The sequence below is a fragment of the Novosphingobium sp. Gsoil 351 genome, from assembly GCF_009707465.1.
GTDB lineage: Bacteria > Pseudomonadota > Alphaproteobacteria > Sphingomonadales > Sphingomonadaceae > Novosphingobium.
This window is the reverse complement of sequence record NZ_CP046120.1, coordinates 1,821,385-1,836,939: the sequence shown is the minus strand read 5'-3', so window position 1 is coordinate 1,836,939 and position 15,555 is coordinate 1,821,385. Positions and strand designations below refer to the sequence as shown.

The following is a 15,555-nucleotide window of genomic DNA, read 5'->3' as shown; positions in this document are numbered from 1 at the left end:
GTGCGATGTGCGACGCCGGCTTTGCGCTCCCCCGCGACCGCGCCTATCCGGGCCGGCTTTATGTCGCACGCGTCCGTCTTGCCGCTGGCTTCGCCCAGCCCCCTGCGCGCCGAGTTCCGCGCGACGCTGCGGCTGGCTGTGCCGCTGGCGGCGGCGAACCTGTTGCAGATGCTGGTCTATGCGATCGACGTGATCTTCGTCGCCCGGCTCGGCCAGCAGGCGCTTGCCGCGTCGAGCCTGGGCGTGACCATCTTCGGGCTGCTGATGTGGTGCTTTTCGGGGCTGACAGGGGCCTGCGCGCCGCTGATCGCCGCCGAACTGGGCAAGCGCGCGCATGCGGTGCGCGAGGTCCGCCGCTCGGTACGGATGGCGTTGTGGCTATCGGTTCTTTGCGGGCTGATCGGCATGGCGATCGTCGCCAACGGCGAGGCGATCCTGCTCGCGAGCGGCCAGGACCCGATCCTGGCGGCCCGCTCGGGCGGATTCCTGAGCGTGCTGCTGTGGGCGATGATCCCGATGATCTGGTCCAACGTCCTGCGCACGTTCGTCTCCGCGCTGGGAAGGCCGGCGTTCGCGACGCTGATCACGTTCGTCGCGATCGTGGTCAACGCGCTGGGCAACTACGTTTTCGTGTTCGGTCATTTCGGCGCGCCCGAACTGGGGCTGATCGGCTCGGCGCTGTCGAGCCTGGTGACCGGCTGGGCGACGCTGCTGGCCTATATCGCGATCATCTACGCCGACCGCCGGTTGCGGCGCTATCACATCCTCGGCCGCTGGTGGCGGCCCGAGTGGCGGCGGCTGCGCGACCTGATCCGGATCGGCGTGCCGATCGCTGCGATCATCCTGGCCGAGGGCGGGCTGTTCTCCAGCGCCGCGTTCCTGATGGGGCTCATCGGCGAGGCGCAACTGGCCGGGCACACGGTCGCCCTGCAGATCGCGGCGCTGGCCTTCCAGGTGCCTTTCGGGATCGGCCAGGCGGTGACGATCCGGGTCGGTTATCATTTCGGCGCGGGCGACCGGGCGGCGGTCGCGCGCGCGGGCCAGGCGGCGCTGATCCTGGCGCTCGCTTACATGTCCCTGCCCGCAGCGCTGATGATCCTGACGCCGCGGCTGGTGCTGTGGCTTTACTTGGGGAGCGACGCGTGGAGCGTGACGCCGATGGTGCTGTTCGCGGTCCAGTATCTGACGATCGCAGCGGCGTTTCAGTTGTTCGACGGCGCGCAGGCGGTGCTTGCGGGCGCGCTGCGCGGCTTGCAGGATACCCGGATGCCGATGGTCCTGGCCCTGCTCGGCTACTGGATCTTCGGGTTCGGGACTTCGGTGCTGCTCGGCTTCCTCACCCCGCTATCCGGGTTGGGCGTCTGGCTGGGTCTGGCGGTGGGGCTTGTCGTGGTAGCGGCGCTGCTCCTTGCCCGCTGGCGCGCGCGGAGCGGCTGGGACTCCTGCCGTTTTGAGAAGGGGAAGCGGCAATGCCGAAGTGCTGGACAATCGCGGCGATGGCGGCGAGCATGGCGTTCATGTCGACGACCGCCGCAGCCGCTCCCGATCCGGCGCCCGGGCGCATCACCGGAGTCGGCGGCGTGTTTTTTCGCAGTCCCGATCCGACGGCGCTGGCTGCGTGGTATCGTGACGTGCTGGGCATCGCGGTCGAGGATTGGGGCGGCGCCGCGCTCAAGACCGATGCGCCGGGGCATCCGCCGGTGGTGGTGTGGGGGCCGTTCAAAGCCGACACCAACTACTTCGCCCCCTCCACCCGCGAGTTCATGATCAATTTCGCGGTCGACGATCTCGACGCCTTCCTCGCCCGGATCGCGGCCAAGGGGGTCAAGCCCGTGGGCCGCGACGATAGCGATCCCAGCGGCCGGTTCGCCTGGATCGTCGATCCCGACGGCACCAAAGTGGAGCTGTGGCAGCCGCTCCCGCCCAAATAGCGTAACAATCGTTTCCTAGACCGCTTGACGCTGCGGCAGCGCCGACCCATATGCGCCGCGCTGGCACTCTCCCATGGCGAGTGCCAAAGCGCCAATTTTATCATGGCTAGGGAGAATTCCATGAATTTCCGTCCGCTGCACGATCGTGTGCTCGTGCGCCGCATCGAAGCCGAAGAGAAGACCGCCGGCGGGATCATCATCCCCGACAGCGCCAAGGAAAAGCCGAGCGAGGGCGAAATCGTCTCGGTCGGTTCGGGCGCCCGCGCCGAGAACGGCACGATCACCCCGATGGACCTCAAGGCCGGCGACAAGGTCCTGTTCGGCAAGTGGTCGGGCACCGAGGTCAAGGTCAACGGTGAAGACCTGCTGATCATGAAGGAATCCGACGTTCTTGGCGTGATCGCCTGAAGCCGGGATTTTTAGCCCAGGACACTGGTCCAAGTGGTCCAAGCACAACATTCAACTCAATCTGAAAGGACAGCACCATGGCTGCCAAAGACGTACGGTTCTCGCGCGACGCGCGTGAGCGCATTCTCAAGGGCGTGGACATCCTCGCCGACGCGGTAAAGGTCACGCTGGGGCCCAAGGGCCGCAACGTGGTGATCGACAAGAGCTTCGGCGCTCCGCGGATCACCAAGGACGGCGTCACCGTCGCCAAGGAAATCGAGCTCAAGGACAAGTTCGAGAACATGGGCGCGCAGATGCTGCGCGAAGTGGCCAGCAAGACCAACGACATGGCCGGTGACGGCACCACCACCGCGACCGTGCTGGCTCAGGCCATCGTTCGCGAAGGCATGACTTCGGTTGCGGCCGGCATGAACCCGATGGATCTCAAGCGCGGGATCGATCTGGCGGTGACCAAGGTCGTCGCCGACCTCAAGAACCGCTCCAAGCCGGTCTCCGGCAGCCAGGAAATCGCCCAAGTCGGGATCATCTCCGCCAACGGCGACCGTGAAGTCGGCGAAAAGATCGCCGAGGCCATGGACAAGGTCGGTAAAGAAGGCGTGATCACGGTCGAAGAGGCCAAGGGCCTCGAGTTCGAGCTCGATGTCGTCGAAGGCATGCAGTTCGACCGCGGCTACCTGTCGCCCTACTTCATCACCAACCCCGACAAGATGACCGTCGAACTCGACAATCCCTACATCCTCATCTTCGAGAAGAAGCTGTCGAACCTGCAGGCGATGCTCCCGATCCTGGAAGCCGTCGTCCAGACCGGGCGTCCGCTGCTGATCATCGCCGAGGACATCGAGGGCGAGGCGCTGGCCACGCTGGTGGTCAACAAGCTGCGCGGCGGCCTCAAGGTCGCGGCGGTCAAGGCTCCCGGCTTCGGCGATCGGCGCAAGGCCATGCTCGGCGACATCGCCACGCTGACCCAGGGCGAGATGATCTCGGAAGATCTCGGCATCAAGCTCGAGAACGTGACCGTGGGCATGCTCGGCCAGGCCAAGCGCGTCTCGATCGACAAGGACAACACCACGATCGTCGATGGCGCCGGCAATGCCGACGACATCAAGGCCCGGGTCGAGCAGATCCGCGCCCAGATCGAGACCACCACCAGCGACTATGACAAGGAGAAGCTCCAGGAGCGCCTGGCCAAGCTCGCCGGCGGCGTCGCGGTGATCAAGGTCGGCGGTTCCTCCGAGGTCGAGGTCAAGGAGCGCAAGGATCGCGTCGACGACGCGCTTCACGCGACCCGCGCCGCGGTCGAGGAAGGCATCGTCCCCGGGGGCGGCACCGCGCTGCTCTATGCGGTCAAGGCGCTTGAGGGCATGAAGGGCGCCAACGACGACCAGACCCGCGGGATCGACATCGTCCGCAAGGCGATCCAGACCCCGCTGCGCCAGATCGCCGAGAACGCCGGCCACGACGGCGCCGTTGTCGCGGGCAACCTGCTGCGCGAAAACGACGAACTGCGCGGGTTCAACGCCGCGACCGATACGTACGAGAACCTGACCGCGGCCGGCGTCATCGACCCGACCAAGGTCGTGCGCACCGCGCTGCAGGATGCGGCCTCGGTCGCGGGCCTGTTGATCACCACCGAAGCGGCGATCAGCGAGAAGCCCGACGACAAGCCGGCGATGGGCGGCATGCCCGGCGGCGGGATGGGCGGCATGGGCGGAATGGACTTCTGATCCAGCCGTTCGGCCAAGCAAAAGACGGGGCCGGGGGAGCAATCCCCCGGCCCTTTTGCTTCGTCAGCTCAAAAATCGACCGCGATGCCCTTGTGCTCCCAGTCCCCGAAACGGGTTGGGTCGAGCGGGTCGTCCAAGGGTTCGGGCGCGCGCGGTTCAGGTGCGGGGTCAGTGGTCCAGTTGGCGGGCTTCTTGAAACCCGGCGGGCGTTGGGTGGCGCGTTCCATGCGGGCAGTGTGCGCGCCTCCGCCGTCCGGTGCAATTGCCTTTGCCGACCTCTCGGCCTAGCCCCCTTCGCGTGAACGCCCCCGACACCCCCGGCCAGCCGGCGCGAACCGCGGCGCTGCGCCTGCTCGACGCGGTGCTGCGGCGGGGCGAGACGCTGGAGCAGGCGGGTGGCGCAATGCGCGGCCTGCCTGGCGAGGACCGGGCGCTGGCCATCGCGATCGCCAGCGAAGCCTTGCGCTGGCTGACCGATCTCGATGCGCTGATCGACAGCGCGACCGCGCAGCCGCTGCCCCACGATGCGAAGCCGCGCAGCGTGCTGCGGCTGATGCTCGCGCAGGCGCTGCGGCTGGGCACGCCCCCTCACGCGGTGATCGCGACCGCGCTGCCGCTGCTGGGCGGCGGCCCCAAGCGACTGGCGCACGGGGTGTTCTCCACGCTGCTGCGGCGCGAGGTGCGGCTGCCCGCCCGGCCGACGCTGCCGCCAGAGGTGGTCGCGCGGTGGGAACCGGCGCATCCCGCCCGCGCCGCCGCCATCGCCGCCGCGCTGGCTGAGCCACCGCCGCTCGATCTCAGCTTGCGCGACCCTGGCGAAACCGGACAGTGGTGCGAACGCCTGGGCGGTTCATCGCTCGCGCCCGGCCACGTCCGACTGCCGCGAGGCACTGCGATTGGGAACCTGCCGGGCTTCGCCGAGGGCGCCTGGTGGGTTCAGGATTTCGCCGCCAGCTTGCCCGTTCGGCTGCTCGGCGCAGGGGAAGGCCGCAGCGCGCTCGATCTATGCGCGGCACCGGGCGGCAAGACGCTCCAGCTCGCCGCGGCGGGCTGGCGGGTCACTGCCCTCGACAAGTCCGCGCGGCGGCTCGAACGTCTCGACGCCAACCTCGCCCGCGCGGGACTGACCGCGGGGATCGTTACCGCCGATGCACTCGCCTGGGAGCCCGGCGACCGCTTCCACGCCATCCTGCTCGACGCCCCGTGCACCGCCACTGGCACCTGCCGCCGCCACCCCGACGTGCTCCACCGCGTCGCCCCCGCGCAGATCGCCGAGATGGCCGAGTTGCAGGCAGCGCTGCTCGCCCGCGCCGCCACTTGGCTCGCGCCCGGCGGACGGCTGGTCTACGCGGTCTGCTCGCTCGAACCCGAAGAGGGCGAGGCGCAGACCGCCGCGGTCGCGCTCACGCCGGATCCGATCGGTGCGGGCGAACTGCCCACCGGGCTGCTGCCCCGCGCCGACGGCACCCTGCGTACCGATCCTGGCATGCTCGTCGATGCGGGCGGCATGGACGGCTTCTTCATCGCTCGCTGGACGGCACCAGCTTGAACCTCAAGCAGACTTCACCTTCGCCGCGAAGCTCTTGCGCAGCTTCATCAGCTTGGGCGGGATCGTCGCCAGGCAATAGGGATTGCGCTGGCCTTCGCCTTCCCAGTATTCCTGGTGATAGTCCTCGGCCGGATACCACGGGGCAGGTCCCTCGATCGTCGTCACCGCGCGCTGGCCTGGATGATCGGCGTTCCAGCGTTCGATCGCCGCGGCTGCCTCGGCCCGCTGTGCATCGTCCAGCGGGAAGATCGCCGAGCGGTATTGCGTGCCGATGTCGTTGCCCTGGCGGTTGAGCTGGGTCGGATCATGCGTGCCCAGGAACACGTCGAGCAGTTGCCCGTAATCGAGCACCGCTGGATCGAAGGTCACTCGGATCGCCTCGGCGTGGCCCGTGGACCCGCTGCAGACCGCCTTGTATGTCGGGTTCTCGACGCTGCCGCCGATGTAGCCGCTCTCGACCCCGCTTACCCCGATCACATCGCGGAACACCGCCTCGGTGCACCAGAAGCATCCGCCTGCGACAATCGCCTGTTCCATCGAAATCTCCTTCGTGCGGATAAGATAGGAAGCGCTGGTGCGGTTGTCATTGCGCTTTGCGAGGCTAAGCTTGCCTCTGCAGTCGCCCCGGAGTTCCCATGCGACTTTTAGCCCTGATCTGCCTGCCCTTGGCCGCCGCGCTTGCGCTTGCCGATCACCTTCGGCCAGGGCCGCGGCCCAAATCGATCCTGCGCGCGCTGCCGGCCCGCGACCGGTGGTTGCGCCACCGCCGTCATCGATCCGCTCCGGAACCGCGCTGACGCGGTTCGCAGTGTCGGTGGACTTCGCGCTCGAGCCGAAATAACCGCTGGGGACATGACCACGCTCACCGTCGCCGCCCTCCAGCTCGCCCTCAACGCCCCCGACGAGGCTGACAACATCGCCGCGGTCGCCGCGCTGGTCGAGGACGCGGCGGCGCGTGGCGCGCGGATCGTGCTGCCGCCCGAACTGTTCGCCGGGCCTTACTTCTGCGCGCTCGAGGACGAAGTGCGGTTCGCGCTCGCCCGCCCGCTGGGAGAAAGCGCCCCGGTGCGCGAAATGCAGCGGCTGGCCCGGACGCTGAACATCGCCATCCCCACCAGCTTTTTTGAGCGCGATGGCCAGCATTACTACAACACCCTGGCGATGATCGACGCGGGCGGCGAGATTCTCGGCACTTACCGCAAGAGCCACATTCCCGATGGGCCGGGCTACGAAGAGAAGTACTATTTTCGTCCGGGCAACACCGGGTTCAAAGTTTGGGACGTCTGCGGCACCCGGATCGGCATCGGCATCTGTTGGGACCAGTGGTTTCCGGAGTGTGCGCGGGCGATGGCGCTGATGGGCGCCGAGCTGTTGTTCTACCCCACCGCGATCGGCAGCGAGCCCTACGACGCCGATTTCGACACCAGCCGCATCTGGCGCCGCGCGATGCTCGGCCACGCTGCGTCGAACTGCATGCCGGTGATATCGGCCAACCGGATCGGTAGCGAGCACGGCCAGACGTTCTATGGCCACAGTTTCATCGCCGACCAGTGGGGCGATTTCGCGGTAGATTATGGCCGCGAGGAGAGCGGCGCGCTGGTTGCTACGCTCGATCTCGATGCCGCGCGGCGACATCGCGCGGGCATGGGCTTCTTCCGCGACCGTCGACCCGAACTGTACCGCCGACTGACCGAGGATTCGTGAGGTCGCGCTACCTGATCGCAGTGGGCGGCAACGTGCGCCATCCGCGATACGGCTCGCCGCCCAAAGTCCTGCGCGCCGCACTCCGTGCGCTCGATGGCGAAAAGGGAATCAAGCTCAAGGCCGCCTCGAGGATCGTCGCCAGCGCGCCGCTCGGTCCGTCGCAGCGGCGCTACGCCAACGCGGCCGTGATCGTCCGCAGCAAGCTCGACCCGCCGGCCTTGCTCGCTCGGCTCCAGGCGATCGAGCACCGCTTCGCACGCCGCCGCCGCGGCCGCCGTTGGGGCGCGCGCACGCTCGATCTCGACATCGTGCTGTGGAGCATGGGCGCATGGGCTTCGCCCGGTCTGGCGATTCCGCATCCGGCCTACCGGACGCGCGGCTTCGTCCTCGCCCCAGCGCTGACTATCGCCCGCGACTGGCGTGATCCGCTTACGGTGCTAACGATAGCCCACCTCGCCGCGCGCTTGACCCGCCGCACCCCGCTCCCTATCCGCCAACCCGGTCGGGCCCTTAGCTCAGTCGGTAGAGCAACTGACTTTTAATCAGTAGGTCGCTGGTTCGAACCCAGCAGGGCTCACCAAAAATGTCAGTGACTTAGCGCGGGCTTTGTTCGGCGTGTCGCCCGCCGATGCTTCTCAGGGCATCACAGGGGCATCAGGCCAACAACGCGAAGGGTGACGATTGGGTTCGCTAGTGCCGCGAGGTTCCGCTGTCGGATGAAGATGACACCTTATTCGACCCTCCGCTCGATGTGGAAAGACAACAGCAATGCTCTTGAGGGGGAATATACAGTGCTCTTTGATGGATCCGAGCTTGAGACAGATCATCGTTATTTCCGGAATCTGAGCAAGACGGACTTCCGGCCTGACATAGCGGCGTGGTGCGAGGCGACATTCGAGCGTGCCCACATGCTCCTAGACGATGATTTCCCAGCGCGGTTTCGCCGCGAGACTCCGCAGCGCATTTCAGAGCTGCTGTTCGCTGCGGCCTTCCTAGATGCCGGGTGGAGCCGCTTGGCCGCGTGCCAGGGTTCGATCTTGCCTTTGTGCTGGGGGAAGGTCGCCTATTGGTAGAGATTACGACGCCAGAGCCCCATTCGTCGGACACATGGACCGAGGAAAAGGGCGACGGCTACACCTCATGGTCAACGGACGCTAAGACCGAGGACGCGGCCTTGCGGCGACTGACTGGCGGCTTTGCAACCAAGGCCGAGGCCATCCGCAAACACTGTGAAGCGGGCGCGATTGCCGAGGGCGATTATGTCGTCATCGCCATTTCAGGGTTTCGGCTCAGCCAGGAAGCACCTGTTGCTCCGAAAATCGGCGGCCCTGTTCCAGATTTCGCGAAGGCTTTCCTGCCCATCGGATCGCAATATGTGACTTTCCGAGTGGGCGCTGACTCTGACACCCCTTCGGTCGGCGGCTGGCAGTTCAAGGCGACGATCGACCAAGAGGGCAAGAATCCGGTCGATCGCATTTCTTCCTGCGACCGGAATTTCAGCACGTTCATGCCGTTGCCTACACGCCGCTGCACTTTGGCGGGCCGATCTCACCGATCAAGGAATGCGCGGCACTTCACAATCCCATGGCACGGTCGAAGGATCAGGCTGTCCACCTTCGGCTGGGGTGTGAATACGGGGTTGAGATAGGCGACGACGAATTTTCAGTTGGCCCGCTGCGATAGCCCGTCGCGGGATGCTCCTGCTGCTCCACCATCCCATCAGGACGGGGGTGTCTAGAACCAAGCTCCGTCCAGTGCCCCCGAATCAATTGCCGCGCGACAGGCCGGCAATTTTCAGTTTCATGAAATTTCGTGTCTGTTCCAGCCGTGCCCCGTTCTCGAATTCGGAGACGGCTCCCGTGGAGCGGACCGTCCTGCACAAGCTTGCCTTGGCCTACTTGCTCGTGACCGGGGTGACGGCCCCGCCTCAAACGTCCAACCTATGGAGGATGCTCGGCCACGAGGGCGATTATGCGCAGAGGAGCTGCCGCCAATCCCACGGTGGTGCCATGCTCGACGGGATGCGGAAGCGTGCCATGGCAATCGCGGACGGTCAGCCGCAGCGACTGATCGCCACCAATGGCATCTAGAGGCCGGACTTTCTTGTCCGAGAGAAATAGTTATCGGCTTCGTATGTGCTCGCTGCGGGATCGAGGACAGGCAGGCTAGGCTACCAGACGGAGCCGCCGATGCAGGTAGTTCTCGTCGAAGCCTGCGATCTGAACCAACAATACGGGGTCAATGATCGTGACGCTGCCCCGCTTCAGTGACATCGCCCCCGCCAACCGAAGTTCCTTGAGAACACGGTTGATGTGCACGGCGGTCATTCCGAGCGAGTCTGCGAGCACCAGCTGGGAGAGCGGCAGTGCAAACTCACCATCGCCAGTCAGCCCGATGTTGCGCGCGCGCAGATAAAGTTCGCAAATCAGGTGGGCCACACGCTCGGAGGCGCTCCTCCGCCCCATGCTTACGATCCAAGCACGCATGATCCCTTCATCGACGAGCTGCGAGGTATACATGGCGCGCGCGATGTTCGGGTGCTCATGCATCACGCCCTCCATCTCGCTCCGCGAGATAGTGGCGACCCTTGCGTCAGTGACAGCCTGGATCCCGTGGTCCATCTCAGCGAGAAGCTTTATGTGCAAATCGCAGGAATCTCCCGGCATCAGAAAAGCCATGATCTGGCGGCTTCCGCTCGGCAGGATCTTGTAGCGGCAGGCCCATCCCTCCAGGACTATAAAAACGGGCCCGGTCTCATCGCCTTCGCGGATCAGGTCCTGACGAGCTACGTAGGTGCGCGTATTGGAAGTGACCTTTTCAAGCGCAACCGCGTCGTTGGCCGTAAGCTCGACCAATCCACTGAGTTTTTCCACGAATCGATTGGGCATGGGGCGCCTTACCCCTTCCGACCCTCATCATAATATTGCGCAATGTTATTGTCGAATCTTGTTATAGGTTATCGTTGTTGGATGCACATGAGTGTATGGCCAGCAAATCGTTGGCAGACTTCATCAGGCGTCGGCGGCTGAGAGGCAATGCACTCTCGCCTGTACCGAGAGGCGCTCGCATGTTTACGAACGACAACGGCTCTACGATGCGAAGTGACATGCAGCCGCTCGCCGATCCCCAAGGTCAGGCTGCGTTGCTGCTGGTCGAGAGCCTTATCCACGGCCTCTGCGAAAACGGCATCCTCGACCTGCAGCAGGTAATTGAAATTGCTGAGCGCGCACTCGACGTCCAGAAGGATGTGGCGGAAGCCGCCGATGGGGATGCCGCACCGATGTGGCGTGCGCATCAACTCTTGACCGCCATCACTGCCTCGCTGAAAGTCGATAGGAACTAGGCAAAATCAACTTCTCGTCCCCATGCCCTCATCACAGGAGGAGATAGAACTTGCCCCTCTTTTATTTTCACATCGACGGGGAAGGCCTGGACGCCAATGGGTGCGAGTATGATGACTTGGCTACGGCCAAGTGCGCAGCGGTCAAAATGGCGGGTGAGATTCTCTGCGATGAATCCGACCATTTCTGGGATCGGATGGAGTGGCGAATGACCGTCACTGACGAAAGTGACCTTAGTCTGTTCTCGCTCACCTTCTTCGCCACTGAGGCCGCGTCGATCAACTATACCAGGTGAGTTGACGATGGAGGCCTGGCGCGATTGACAGCCGCGGTCACCGACTCTGCATCGAGAATATGGCAAAGGGCGCGCGCACAAGGCCAGCTCCTCGACGGACGGATTTTTCAGCCAACATTGATCCAGGTCAATCAGCAGACAGGGTATAAGAGTAGGTTGCGCGTCTGGCTTTGGACGGGGCCTCGTATGTCGAACGTGCTGCTTCTCGGGGTAGTTTTGGCGGTGTTTTTCGTAGGCGCCTTCGGTGTTGCCGAGTGCCTTGCTAAGCGAAGCGGAATGCGGCCGGGGCTTCCATGGGTAGGGAAAGAACCCGTGCCGCCCCATCTGATCGATTTCCTGCCTGACGAGCACCATAGCCCGAGCGAGACAAGCGCGTCTGGCTTGCCCAAAAATTAGCCTCTCGTTGGTAGGAAGCCCCTTCCCCATCGCGCTGAGCGTTTACAAAATACGAGGGCGACTAGCGGTACGTGGCCCAAGTGGCAGTGTCAGCCACCCCCTGGAAGGTTTTTCGCGCCGCCGATCCAAATAGGGCACAACCTGTTCGCCAGGTCTAATCCAGCGCAATGCTTCTTCGTACGTGGGCAGCGCGATCCGCTCGCCCGCGTCGTCGCATAGAGGACTGCCCTTGGCGTCGATTACAATGAACCGCATCGCCCCTGCCCTCTCATCTGAGGGCGGCTAGGCTTCTTCGCGTACCCGAGCCGCCAACGCCATCCTACCAGACTCGACGACGCGCGTGCAGCTGGCGACACTCCGAGGTTAGCGAACCGCGCCGCGTCGGAAAAAGTTGAGCACCACGAGCAACAGGATCGCACCTAGCAGGGAAACACCGATAGCGCTCAGGCTCAGATCGCCGCTCATGATATTGCCACCGCCGATGAGCGGATTGAGCAAAAACCCGGCGAGCAGGGCGCCTACGATGCCAACGATAATGTTCATGAGGATGCCGCCCCCGCCGCCGACAAGCATGCTGGCGACCCACCCGAGGATTCCGCCGACAACAAGAAGGATGATCAGATTCATGACACTTCTCCTGCTCCCGCAACAGCGAAACGTTTGCGCAGGAATGAAGGTTCCGCCCAGGAAGCGCCTATGCGGCTAACTTCGCGGCCTCAGCCGAGCACCCGTTGCAGCCGGAACGTTCATCCGGAGCCGGGGTCGCGTGCCCAGCGATCTGGACAGATAGTTTCGATGGGCCGCAACGCGAGCCGGGTATCTCGTTGCCGACACGCTTTGCGCGGGTCGTCACGCAAATGTCCGGGTAAGGAACCCTAACATCAGACACTTCAAAAACTAACCTAAGTTATTGTTTCGATTAGGCCCGTTGGCTAACCCGTTCTGCAGGCGATTCGCCTGGGGGCTACTTGGAAAATTCGGCGTCAACGGCGGCAGCGCAACTGCGTTTCCGAACAGGAGCACTGCTATGCGTAAAGCCGCCATCTTGATCACCACCTGCCTTGCCTTCGCCGCCCCCGCTTCGGCGGCAACGCTGCTCAGCGCATCGGTGACTGGTCCAACGGGCACGGTCTGGGACACCGTCGGGGGGAACAGCTTTTACAACGTGTTCTTGCAGAGGAACGGCCTTTCCAACCCGGTAATCAACCCTACCGATTCCAGCCTGACGCCCACTAGTGCCAACTCCGGTGACGAGTTTCTGATCTATGGCGATGGCTATCCTGTCGGCACGTTTCCGCCGTCGGATGCGATCTACACACTCACCTTGGGCTTTGAGGGTGGAGCAGCGCTGTTGGCGACTTATGCATCGGGGCAGCCCAATGCCTTTCTTTCCACCAATAGCGCTCTAATCGACGGTCTGACGTACTCGATCTCCGATTTCTCATGGAATCGCACTCGGGCCAACCCGGTCAGCGAATTTTCCGCCGTGCCCGGAGGCGATCTGAACGACTACAATGGCAACTTCCGCCTGAGCGCGGTTACCGCTGCAGTCCCTGAGCCAGCGACTTGGGCGATGATGCTGGCAGGCTTTGGGATTCTGGGCGGCGCGCTGCGCCGTCGCAAGGCAACCGTTGCTGGTGTTCGGGTCAGGTACGTCTGAGACGCTTCAGCGATGCTAGCCCAACAACGCGATATGCGAGATTGCGTGTAGAACACGGTCGCTAACGTCAATTCGAAGCGGTGCTGCTCTGCATTGGCTCGTCGCGTGGGAACCGTCGTGAGTCCGCTCATCTTAGCCTGTGAGCAAGAAAGCCGATTACCATGGGCTATCGAATAGAGTGGATGAAGGTCGAAGGAACCCTGTCGACGATGGAAATGAAGGACTTGGGTGCGGCTCTGGCAACTATCAGCCGTGACTTGCCGGGCTATTCCGGACGTAGCGGCGTGACGCATGCCATCGTGCGCGATGAATATGACACGCCGGTGTTCGATAGTCGTTCAGGTCAGTGACACCGCGGATCTTTGGGACGTTACCGCGACCACGAGCGAACCCCGGCCAGTGACGCGGACCTGATGCAAGTAGCAGGCGAAGCGATCTCCGGCTCCGCATTAACCTCTCGGATTAGCAAAATCGAAAGCGCCAATCGTGTCTACTTCTGCGGAAGGGGCACCGGTGGTGAGCGCTATCAAGTGGATTTTCGGTGGGATCGCTGTGGCGTCAACCCTGGCGTTTGCTGCGTCAGCAACGGTACCCGGCGATAGAGCTCTGGCAGAGACTGAGGTGCAACTGCTCAATGCACACAATCTCGAGCGGGACAGAGTCGGCGTTCCGCGCCTTAGATGGAACCCGAGCCTAGCGCAGGAGGCGCAAGCATGGGCTGACACGCTGGCGAGCAGCGGGCAATTCGAGCACAGCCGGGATCGCGAAGACGAGGGCGAAAATCTTTGGATGGGTACCGCTGGGAGTTACTCGACCGATGAGATGGTCGGCGGCTTTGTTGAGGAGGCCCGCTACTTCACACCTGGACAGTTTCCGGAGGTATCCAAGACCGGCAGCTGGCAAGACGTCGGGCATTACACCCAACTGATCTGGCCCGAGACACGGGAAGTGGGCTGTGCGGTGTCGCGTGCCAGAGGGCACGAGGTGCTGGTATGCCGTTACTTCCCTGCCGGAAACGTGATGGGGGAGAAGATCGGATAGGTTAGACCCTGCCGCAATGAGCATCCATTTGGACCCGCTCTCCGCTCGCAAAAGTCAGGACCTGGGAGATACGCCACCCGGCCTCCACGAGGGGGCCCATGCTCCCGGTGCATATTTGCTCATCCCATTGGGCCTGCTTCCGACCGTGCCATCCCTCCCTCATGTCCGAGGTCGGCACATTGATGAACTTGTCGACACGGTAGGCCTTCGACTTACAGGTCACAACCAGAGCGTCGATGCGAGTTACAGGGTCAACCCACTTGGGAAACTGAGCCGCTGTCGATTCGGCAACTTGCGTCAGTTCGGTGCAAGCCAGCATGTCTGAATGGGACAGCTGGACGGCTAAGACCGGTGTTGTCGCAAGTGCGAGCGCAATTATCATAATGATCTCTCGTTTTAGCCATACTCGGCTAAACGATTAGCCCGTCCAGACAAATCGCTTCCTGCTCGGTGTTCAGATTTGATGCGCTTCGCTCTCCAGCTCTTACGACGGGAGATGACGAGCAGCCGACATACGCGGGGGGCAGGTCACCTGCAATCGAGTTTTCGGTGCGGCGCGGACGGGGTGCGCTCAGCTGATAGCGGGAATTTGTTTGTACCGCCAAAGGCACACCTAGATGCTGGCGGAAAGCCCGGTTCGCCGGTGTAGATTATTTGGATCGGCGAAAATGGCCGAGCAACAATCCCTACTCTTCCCAAGCGCCCCGGCCTCACTGCCGGGGCGTATCCCGTTGCGGCCCGTCCACAACTTCCGCACCAGCCTTGCCCTGTCCAACAGCTACTCCGACGCGCCATGGTGGCTGGACCTCTATCGGATTGCCTTCCCAACTCTCGTCAGCGCCGTTTCGGTGCGCGAGGATGGTTTGGCACAGCGCGGTGGGATCGATCGCGTCCTGACGCTCGCCTGTGGACGGACCTACACGGTGGACGAGAAGGTCCGCACCAACGAATGGCCCGACATCCTGCTAGAGCAATGGAGTGACGAAGCGCGCCGATCCCCCGGTTGGGTGCAGAAGCCGCTGGCCTGTGACTCCATCGCCTATGCCTTCGCGCCGTCTCGGCGGTGCTACCTGCTGCCGGTCGCGCCGTTGCATCGTGCCTGGCGGATGCGTCGGAATGGATCGGCGCGTTCGGGCAGCGGCGCGCACAAAACGCGGGGTGGATCAGCGCTAATGTGCGTGTACCGATACCAGTGCTGATGCGCGCCATGGTCGAAGCCATAACCGCGCGGGGGATGGCCTAAACCTTCGCATCTGGGTGTTTTTATATTCCTCGCCGTGGCGAACTTTATCTGGATCAAGGACAGCCACCCTCCAACCCCTATCAAACGTTGGCGACGACAACCCTCTCCCAGACCCTCCGTCGTCGCTGCGGTTCCCTTCCGCACCCTGAGGCCCCGGCTCGCAATGGCCGGGGCCTCATATTTGCGCGGTAAGGCTACTCGGCGAACATGAACGGTGATCCAGCAATGGTTTGTCGATTTCCTACAATCACTTCCGCAGGTCC

General features: G+C 63.6%; 18 protein-coding genes, 1 tRNA gene and 1 pseudogene. 16 read left to right on the top strand and 4 right to left on the bottom strand.

Annotated elements, in window-relative coordinates; translation table 11 throughout:
• Positions 1 to 60: 60 nt before the first annotated feature.
• The 4 genes and pseudogenes from GKE62_RS08835 to groL form a co-directional block, all read left to right on the top strand.
• Positions 61 to 1,305: pseudogene (locus GKE62_RS08835) on the top strand (MATE family efflux transporter); the annotation flags it as partial.
• Positions 1,306 to 1,469: 164 nt separating this feature from the next.
• Complete coding sequence (locus GKE62_RS08830; RefSeq protein ID WP_370516082.1) at positions 1,470 to 1,931, top strand: VOC family protein; 462 nt, start codon at positions 1,470 to 1,472, stop codon at positions 1,929 to 1,931.
• A gap of 120 nt (positions 1,932 to 2,051) precedes the next feature.
• Positions 2,052 to 2,339, top strand: coding sequence for a co-chaperone GroES (gene groES, locus GKE62_RS08825; RefSeq protein ID WP_154691924.1), 288 nt, complete (start codon positions 2,052 to 2,054; stop codon positions 2,337 to 2,339).
• A 77-nt stretch (positions 2,340 to 2,416) separates the two neighbouring features.
• Positions 2,417 to 4,063, top strand: coding sequence for a chaperonin GroEL (gene groL / locus GKE62_RS08820; RefSeq protein ID WP_154691923.1), 1,647 nt, complete (start codon positions 2,417 to 2,419; stop codon positions 4,061 to 4,063).
• A gap of 68 nt (positions 4,064 to 4,131) precedes the next feature.
• On the opposite strand, the gene GKE62_RS08815 is transcribed toward groL, so the two are convergent.
• The gene (locus tag GKE62_RS08815) at positions 4,132 to 4,290 is read right to left on the bottom strand and encodes a DUF1674 domain-containing protein (protein ID WP_154691922.1); all 159 of its coding nucleotides are present in this window, start codon (positions 4,288 to 4,290) and stop codon (positions 4,132 to 4,134) included.
• Positions 4,291 to 4,361: 71 nt separating this feature from the next.
• On the opposite strand from GKE62_RS08815, the gene GKE62_RS08810 reads away from it, so the two are divergent.
• Positions 4,362 to 5,612, top strand: a complete 1,251-nt coding sequence (locus tag GKE62_RS08810) for an RsmB/NOP family class I SAM-dependent RNA methyltransferase (protein WP_154691921.1) — start codon at positions 4,362 to 4,364, stop codon at positions 5,610 to 5,612.
• Between the two features lie 3 nt (positions 5,613 to 5,615).
• On the opposite strand, the gene msrA is transcribed toward GKE62_RS08810, so the two are convergent.
• Complete coding sequence (gene msrA, locus GKE62_RS08805) at positions 5,616 to 6,149, bottom strand: peptide-methionine (S)-S-oxide reductase MsrA (RefSeq protein ID WP_154691920.1); 534 nt, start codon at positions 6,147 to 6,149, stop codon at positions 5,616 to 5,618.
• A 315-nt stretch (positions 6,150 to 6,464) separates the two neighbouring features.
• Here msrA and aguB point away from each other — a divergent pair, with 315 nt between their 5' ends.
• The 5 genes from aguB (at position 6,465) to GKE62_RS18960 (ending at position 9,406) form a co-directional block, all read left to right on the top strand.
• A complete protein-coding gene (gene aguB / locus GKE62_RS08800; RefSeq protein WP_154691919.1) occupies positions 6,465 to 7,316 on the top strand; it encodes an N-carbamoylputrescine amidase in 852 nt (283 codons plus the stop codon).
• Positions 7,313 to 7,858, top strand: a complete 546-nt coding sequence (gene folK / locus GKE62_RS08795) for a 2-amino-4-hydroxy-6-hydroxymethyldihydropteridine diphosphokinase (RefSeq protein ID WP_154693637.1) — start codon at positions 7,313 to 7,315, stop codon at positions 7,856 to 7,858. The genes aguB and folK overlap by 4 nt, the downstream gene beginning before the upstream one ends.
• Positions 7,821 to 7,896: transfer RNA gene (locus tag GKE62_RS08790), tRNA-Lys, on the top strand. The genes folK and GKE62_RS08790 overlap by 38 nt, the downstream gene beginning before the upstream one ends.
• Before the next feature lie 441 nt (positions 7,897 to 8,337).
• A complete protein-coding gene (locus GKE62_RS08785) occupies positions 8,338 to 8,964 on the top strand; it encodes a hypothetical protein (protein WP_154691918.1) in 627 nt (208 codons plus the stop codon).
• A 154-nt stretch (positions 8,965 to 9,118) separates the two neighbouring features.
• On the top strand, positions 9,119 to 9,406 hold the full coding sequence (locus GKE62_RS18960; RefSeq protein WP_230207029.1) for a hypothetical protein: 288 nt from the start codon (positions 9,119 to 9,121) through the stop codon (positions 9,404 to 9,406).
• Positions 9,407 to 9,481: 75 nt separating this feature from the next.
• On the opposite strand, the gene GKE62_RS08780 is transcribed toward GKE62_RS18960, so the two are convergent.
• On the bottom strand, positions 9,482 to 10,204 hold the full coding sequence (locus GKE62_RS08780; protein WP_230207028.1) for a Crp/Fnr family transcriptional regulator: 723 nt from the start codon (positions 10,202 to 10,204) through the stop codon (positions 9,482 to 9,484).
• Between the two features lie 218 nt (positions 10,205 to 10,422).
• Between GKE62_RS08780 and GKE62_RS08775 the strand changes: the two genes are divergently transcribed.
• Both GKE62_RS08775 and GKE62_RS08770 read left to right on the top strand, forming a co-directional pair.
• Positions 10,423 to 10,659, top strand: a complete 237-nt coding sequence (locus GKE62_RS08775) for a hypothetical protein (RefSeq protein WP_154691917.1) — start codon at positions 10,423 to 10,425, stop codon at positions 10,657 to 10,659.
• A 50-nt stretch (positions 10,660 to 10,709) separates the two neighbouring features.
• Positions 10,710 to 10,952: a hypothetical protein gene (locus GKE62_RS08770; protein ID WP_154691916.1), complete on the top strand. Its 243-nt coding sequence runs from the start codon at positions 10,710 to 10,712 to the stop codon at positions 10,950 to 10,952.
• A 759-nt stretch (positions 10,953 to 11,711) separates the two neighbouring features.
• Here GKE62_RS08770 and GKE62_RS08765 read toward each other — a convergent pair.
• Positions 11,712 to 11,975 carry a GlsB/YeaQ/YmgE family stress response membrane protein gene (locus GKE62_RS08765; protein WP_154691915.1) on the bottom strand — a complete coding sequence of 88 codons (264 nt, stop codon included), beginning with the start codon at positions 11,973 to 11,975 and terminating at the stop codon, positions 11,712 to 11,714.
• Between the two features lie 400 nt (positions 11,976 to 12,375).
• On the opposite strand from GKE62_RS08765, the gene GKE62_RS08760 reads away from it, so the two are divergent.
• The 4 genes from GKE62_RS08760 (at position 12,376) to GKE62_RS18955 (ending at position 15,248) form a co-directional block, all read left to right on the top strand.
• Complete coding sequence (locus GKE62_RS08760) at positions 12,376 to 13,008, top strand: PEPxxWA-CTERM sorting domain-containing protein (RefSeq protein ID WP_154691914.1); 633 nt, start codon at positions 12,376 to 12,378, stop codon at positions 13,006 to 13,008.
• Between the two features lie 182 nt (positions 13,009 to 13,190).
• Positions 13,191 to 13,358 (top strand): hypothetical protein, encoded by a 168-nt coding sequence (locus tag GKE62_RS08755; RefSeq protein ID WP_154691913.1) that lies wholly within the window; start codon positions 13,191 to 13,193, stop codon positions 13,356 to 13,358.
• 166 nt (positions 13,359 to 13,524) lie between these two features.
• Positions 13,525 to 14,049 carry a CAP family protein gene (locus GKE62_RS08750; protein WP_230207027.1) on the top strand — a complete coding sequence of 175 codons (525 nt, stop codon included), beginning with the start codon at positions 13,525 to 13,527 and terminating at the stop codon, positions 14,047 to 14,049.
• 617 nt (positions 14,050 to 14,666) lie between these two features.
• On the top strand, positions 14,667 to 15,248 hold the full coding sequence (locus GKE62_RS18955) for a hypothetical protein (RefSeq protein ID WP_230207026.1): 582 nt from the start codon (positions 14,667 to 14,669) through the stop codon (positions 15,246 to 15,248).
• The last annotated feature ends 307 nt before the right edge of the window (positions 15,249 to 15,555 follow it).

What these genes read in the sequence shown, in the direction of transcription:
- GKE62_RS18955 (WP_230207026.1), top strand. Translation starts at nt 14,667, where the DNA reads ATGCTGGCGGAAAGCCCGGTTCGCCGGTGTAGATTATTTGGATCGGCG.
- GKE62_RS08830 (WP_370516082.1), top strand. Translation starts at nt 1,470, where the DNA reads ATGCCGAAGTGCTGGACAATCGCGGCGATGGCGGCGAGCATGGCGTTC.
- groES (WP_154691924.1), top strand. Translation starts at nt 2,052, where the DNA reads ATGAATTTCCGTCCGCTGCACGATCGTGTGCTCGTGCGCCGCATCGAA.
- GKE62_RS08755 (WP_154691913.1), top strand. Translation starts at nt 13,191, where the DNA reads ATGAAGGTCGAAGGAACCCTGTCGACGATGGAAATGAAGGACTTGGGT.
- GKE62_RS08765 (WP_154691915.1), bottom strand. Translation starts at nt 11,975, where the DNA reads ATGAATCTGATCATCCTTCTTGTTGTCGGCGGAATCCTCGGGTGGGTC.
- aguB (WP_154691919.1), top strand. Translation starts at nt 6,465, where the DNA reads ATGACCACGCTCACCGTCGCCGCCCTCCAGCTCGCCCTCAACGCCCCC.
- GKE62_RS08775 (WP_154691917.1), top strand. Translation starts at nt 10,423, where the DNA reads ATGCAGCCGCTCGCCGATCCCCAAGGTCAGGCTGCGTTGCTGCTGGTC.
- groL (WP_154691923.1), top strand. Translation starts at nt 2,417, where the DNA reads ATGGCTGCCAAAGACGTACGGTTCTCGCGCGACGCGCGTGAGCGCATT.
- GKE62_RS08815 (WP_154691922.1), bottom strand. Translation starts at nt 4,290, where the DNA reads ATGGAACGCGCCACCCAACGCCCGCCGGGTTTCAAGAAGCCCGCCAAC.
- msrA (WP_154691920.1), bottom strand. Translation starts at nt 6,149, where the DNA reads ATGGAACAGGCGATTGTCGCAGGCGGATGCTTCTGGTGCACCGAGGCG.
- GKE62_RS08760 (WP_154691914.1), top strand. Translation starts at nt 12,376, where the DNA reads ATGCGTAAAGCCGCCATCTTGATCACCACCTGCCTTGCCTTCGCCGCC.
- GKE62_RS08780 (WP_230207028.1), bottom strand. Translation starts at nt 10,204, where the DNA reads ATGCCCAATCGATTCGTGGAAAAACTCAGTGGATTGGTCGAGCTTACG.
- GKE62_RS18960 (WP_230207029.1), top strand. Translation starts at nt 9,119, where the DNA reads ATGAAATTTCGTGTCTGTTCCAGCCGTGCCCCGTTCTCGAATTCGGAG.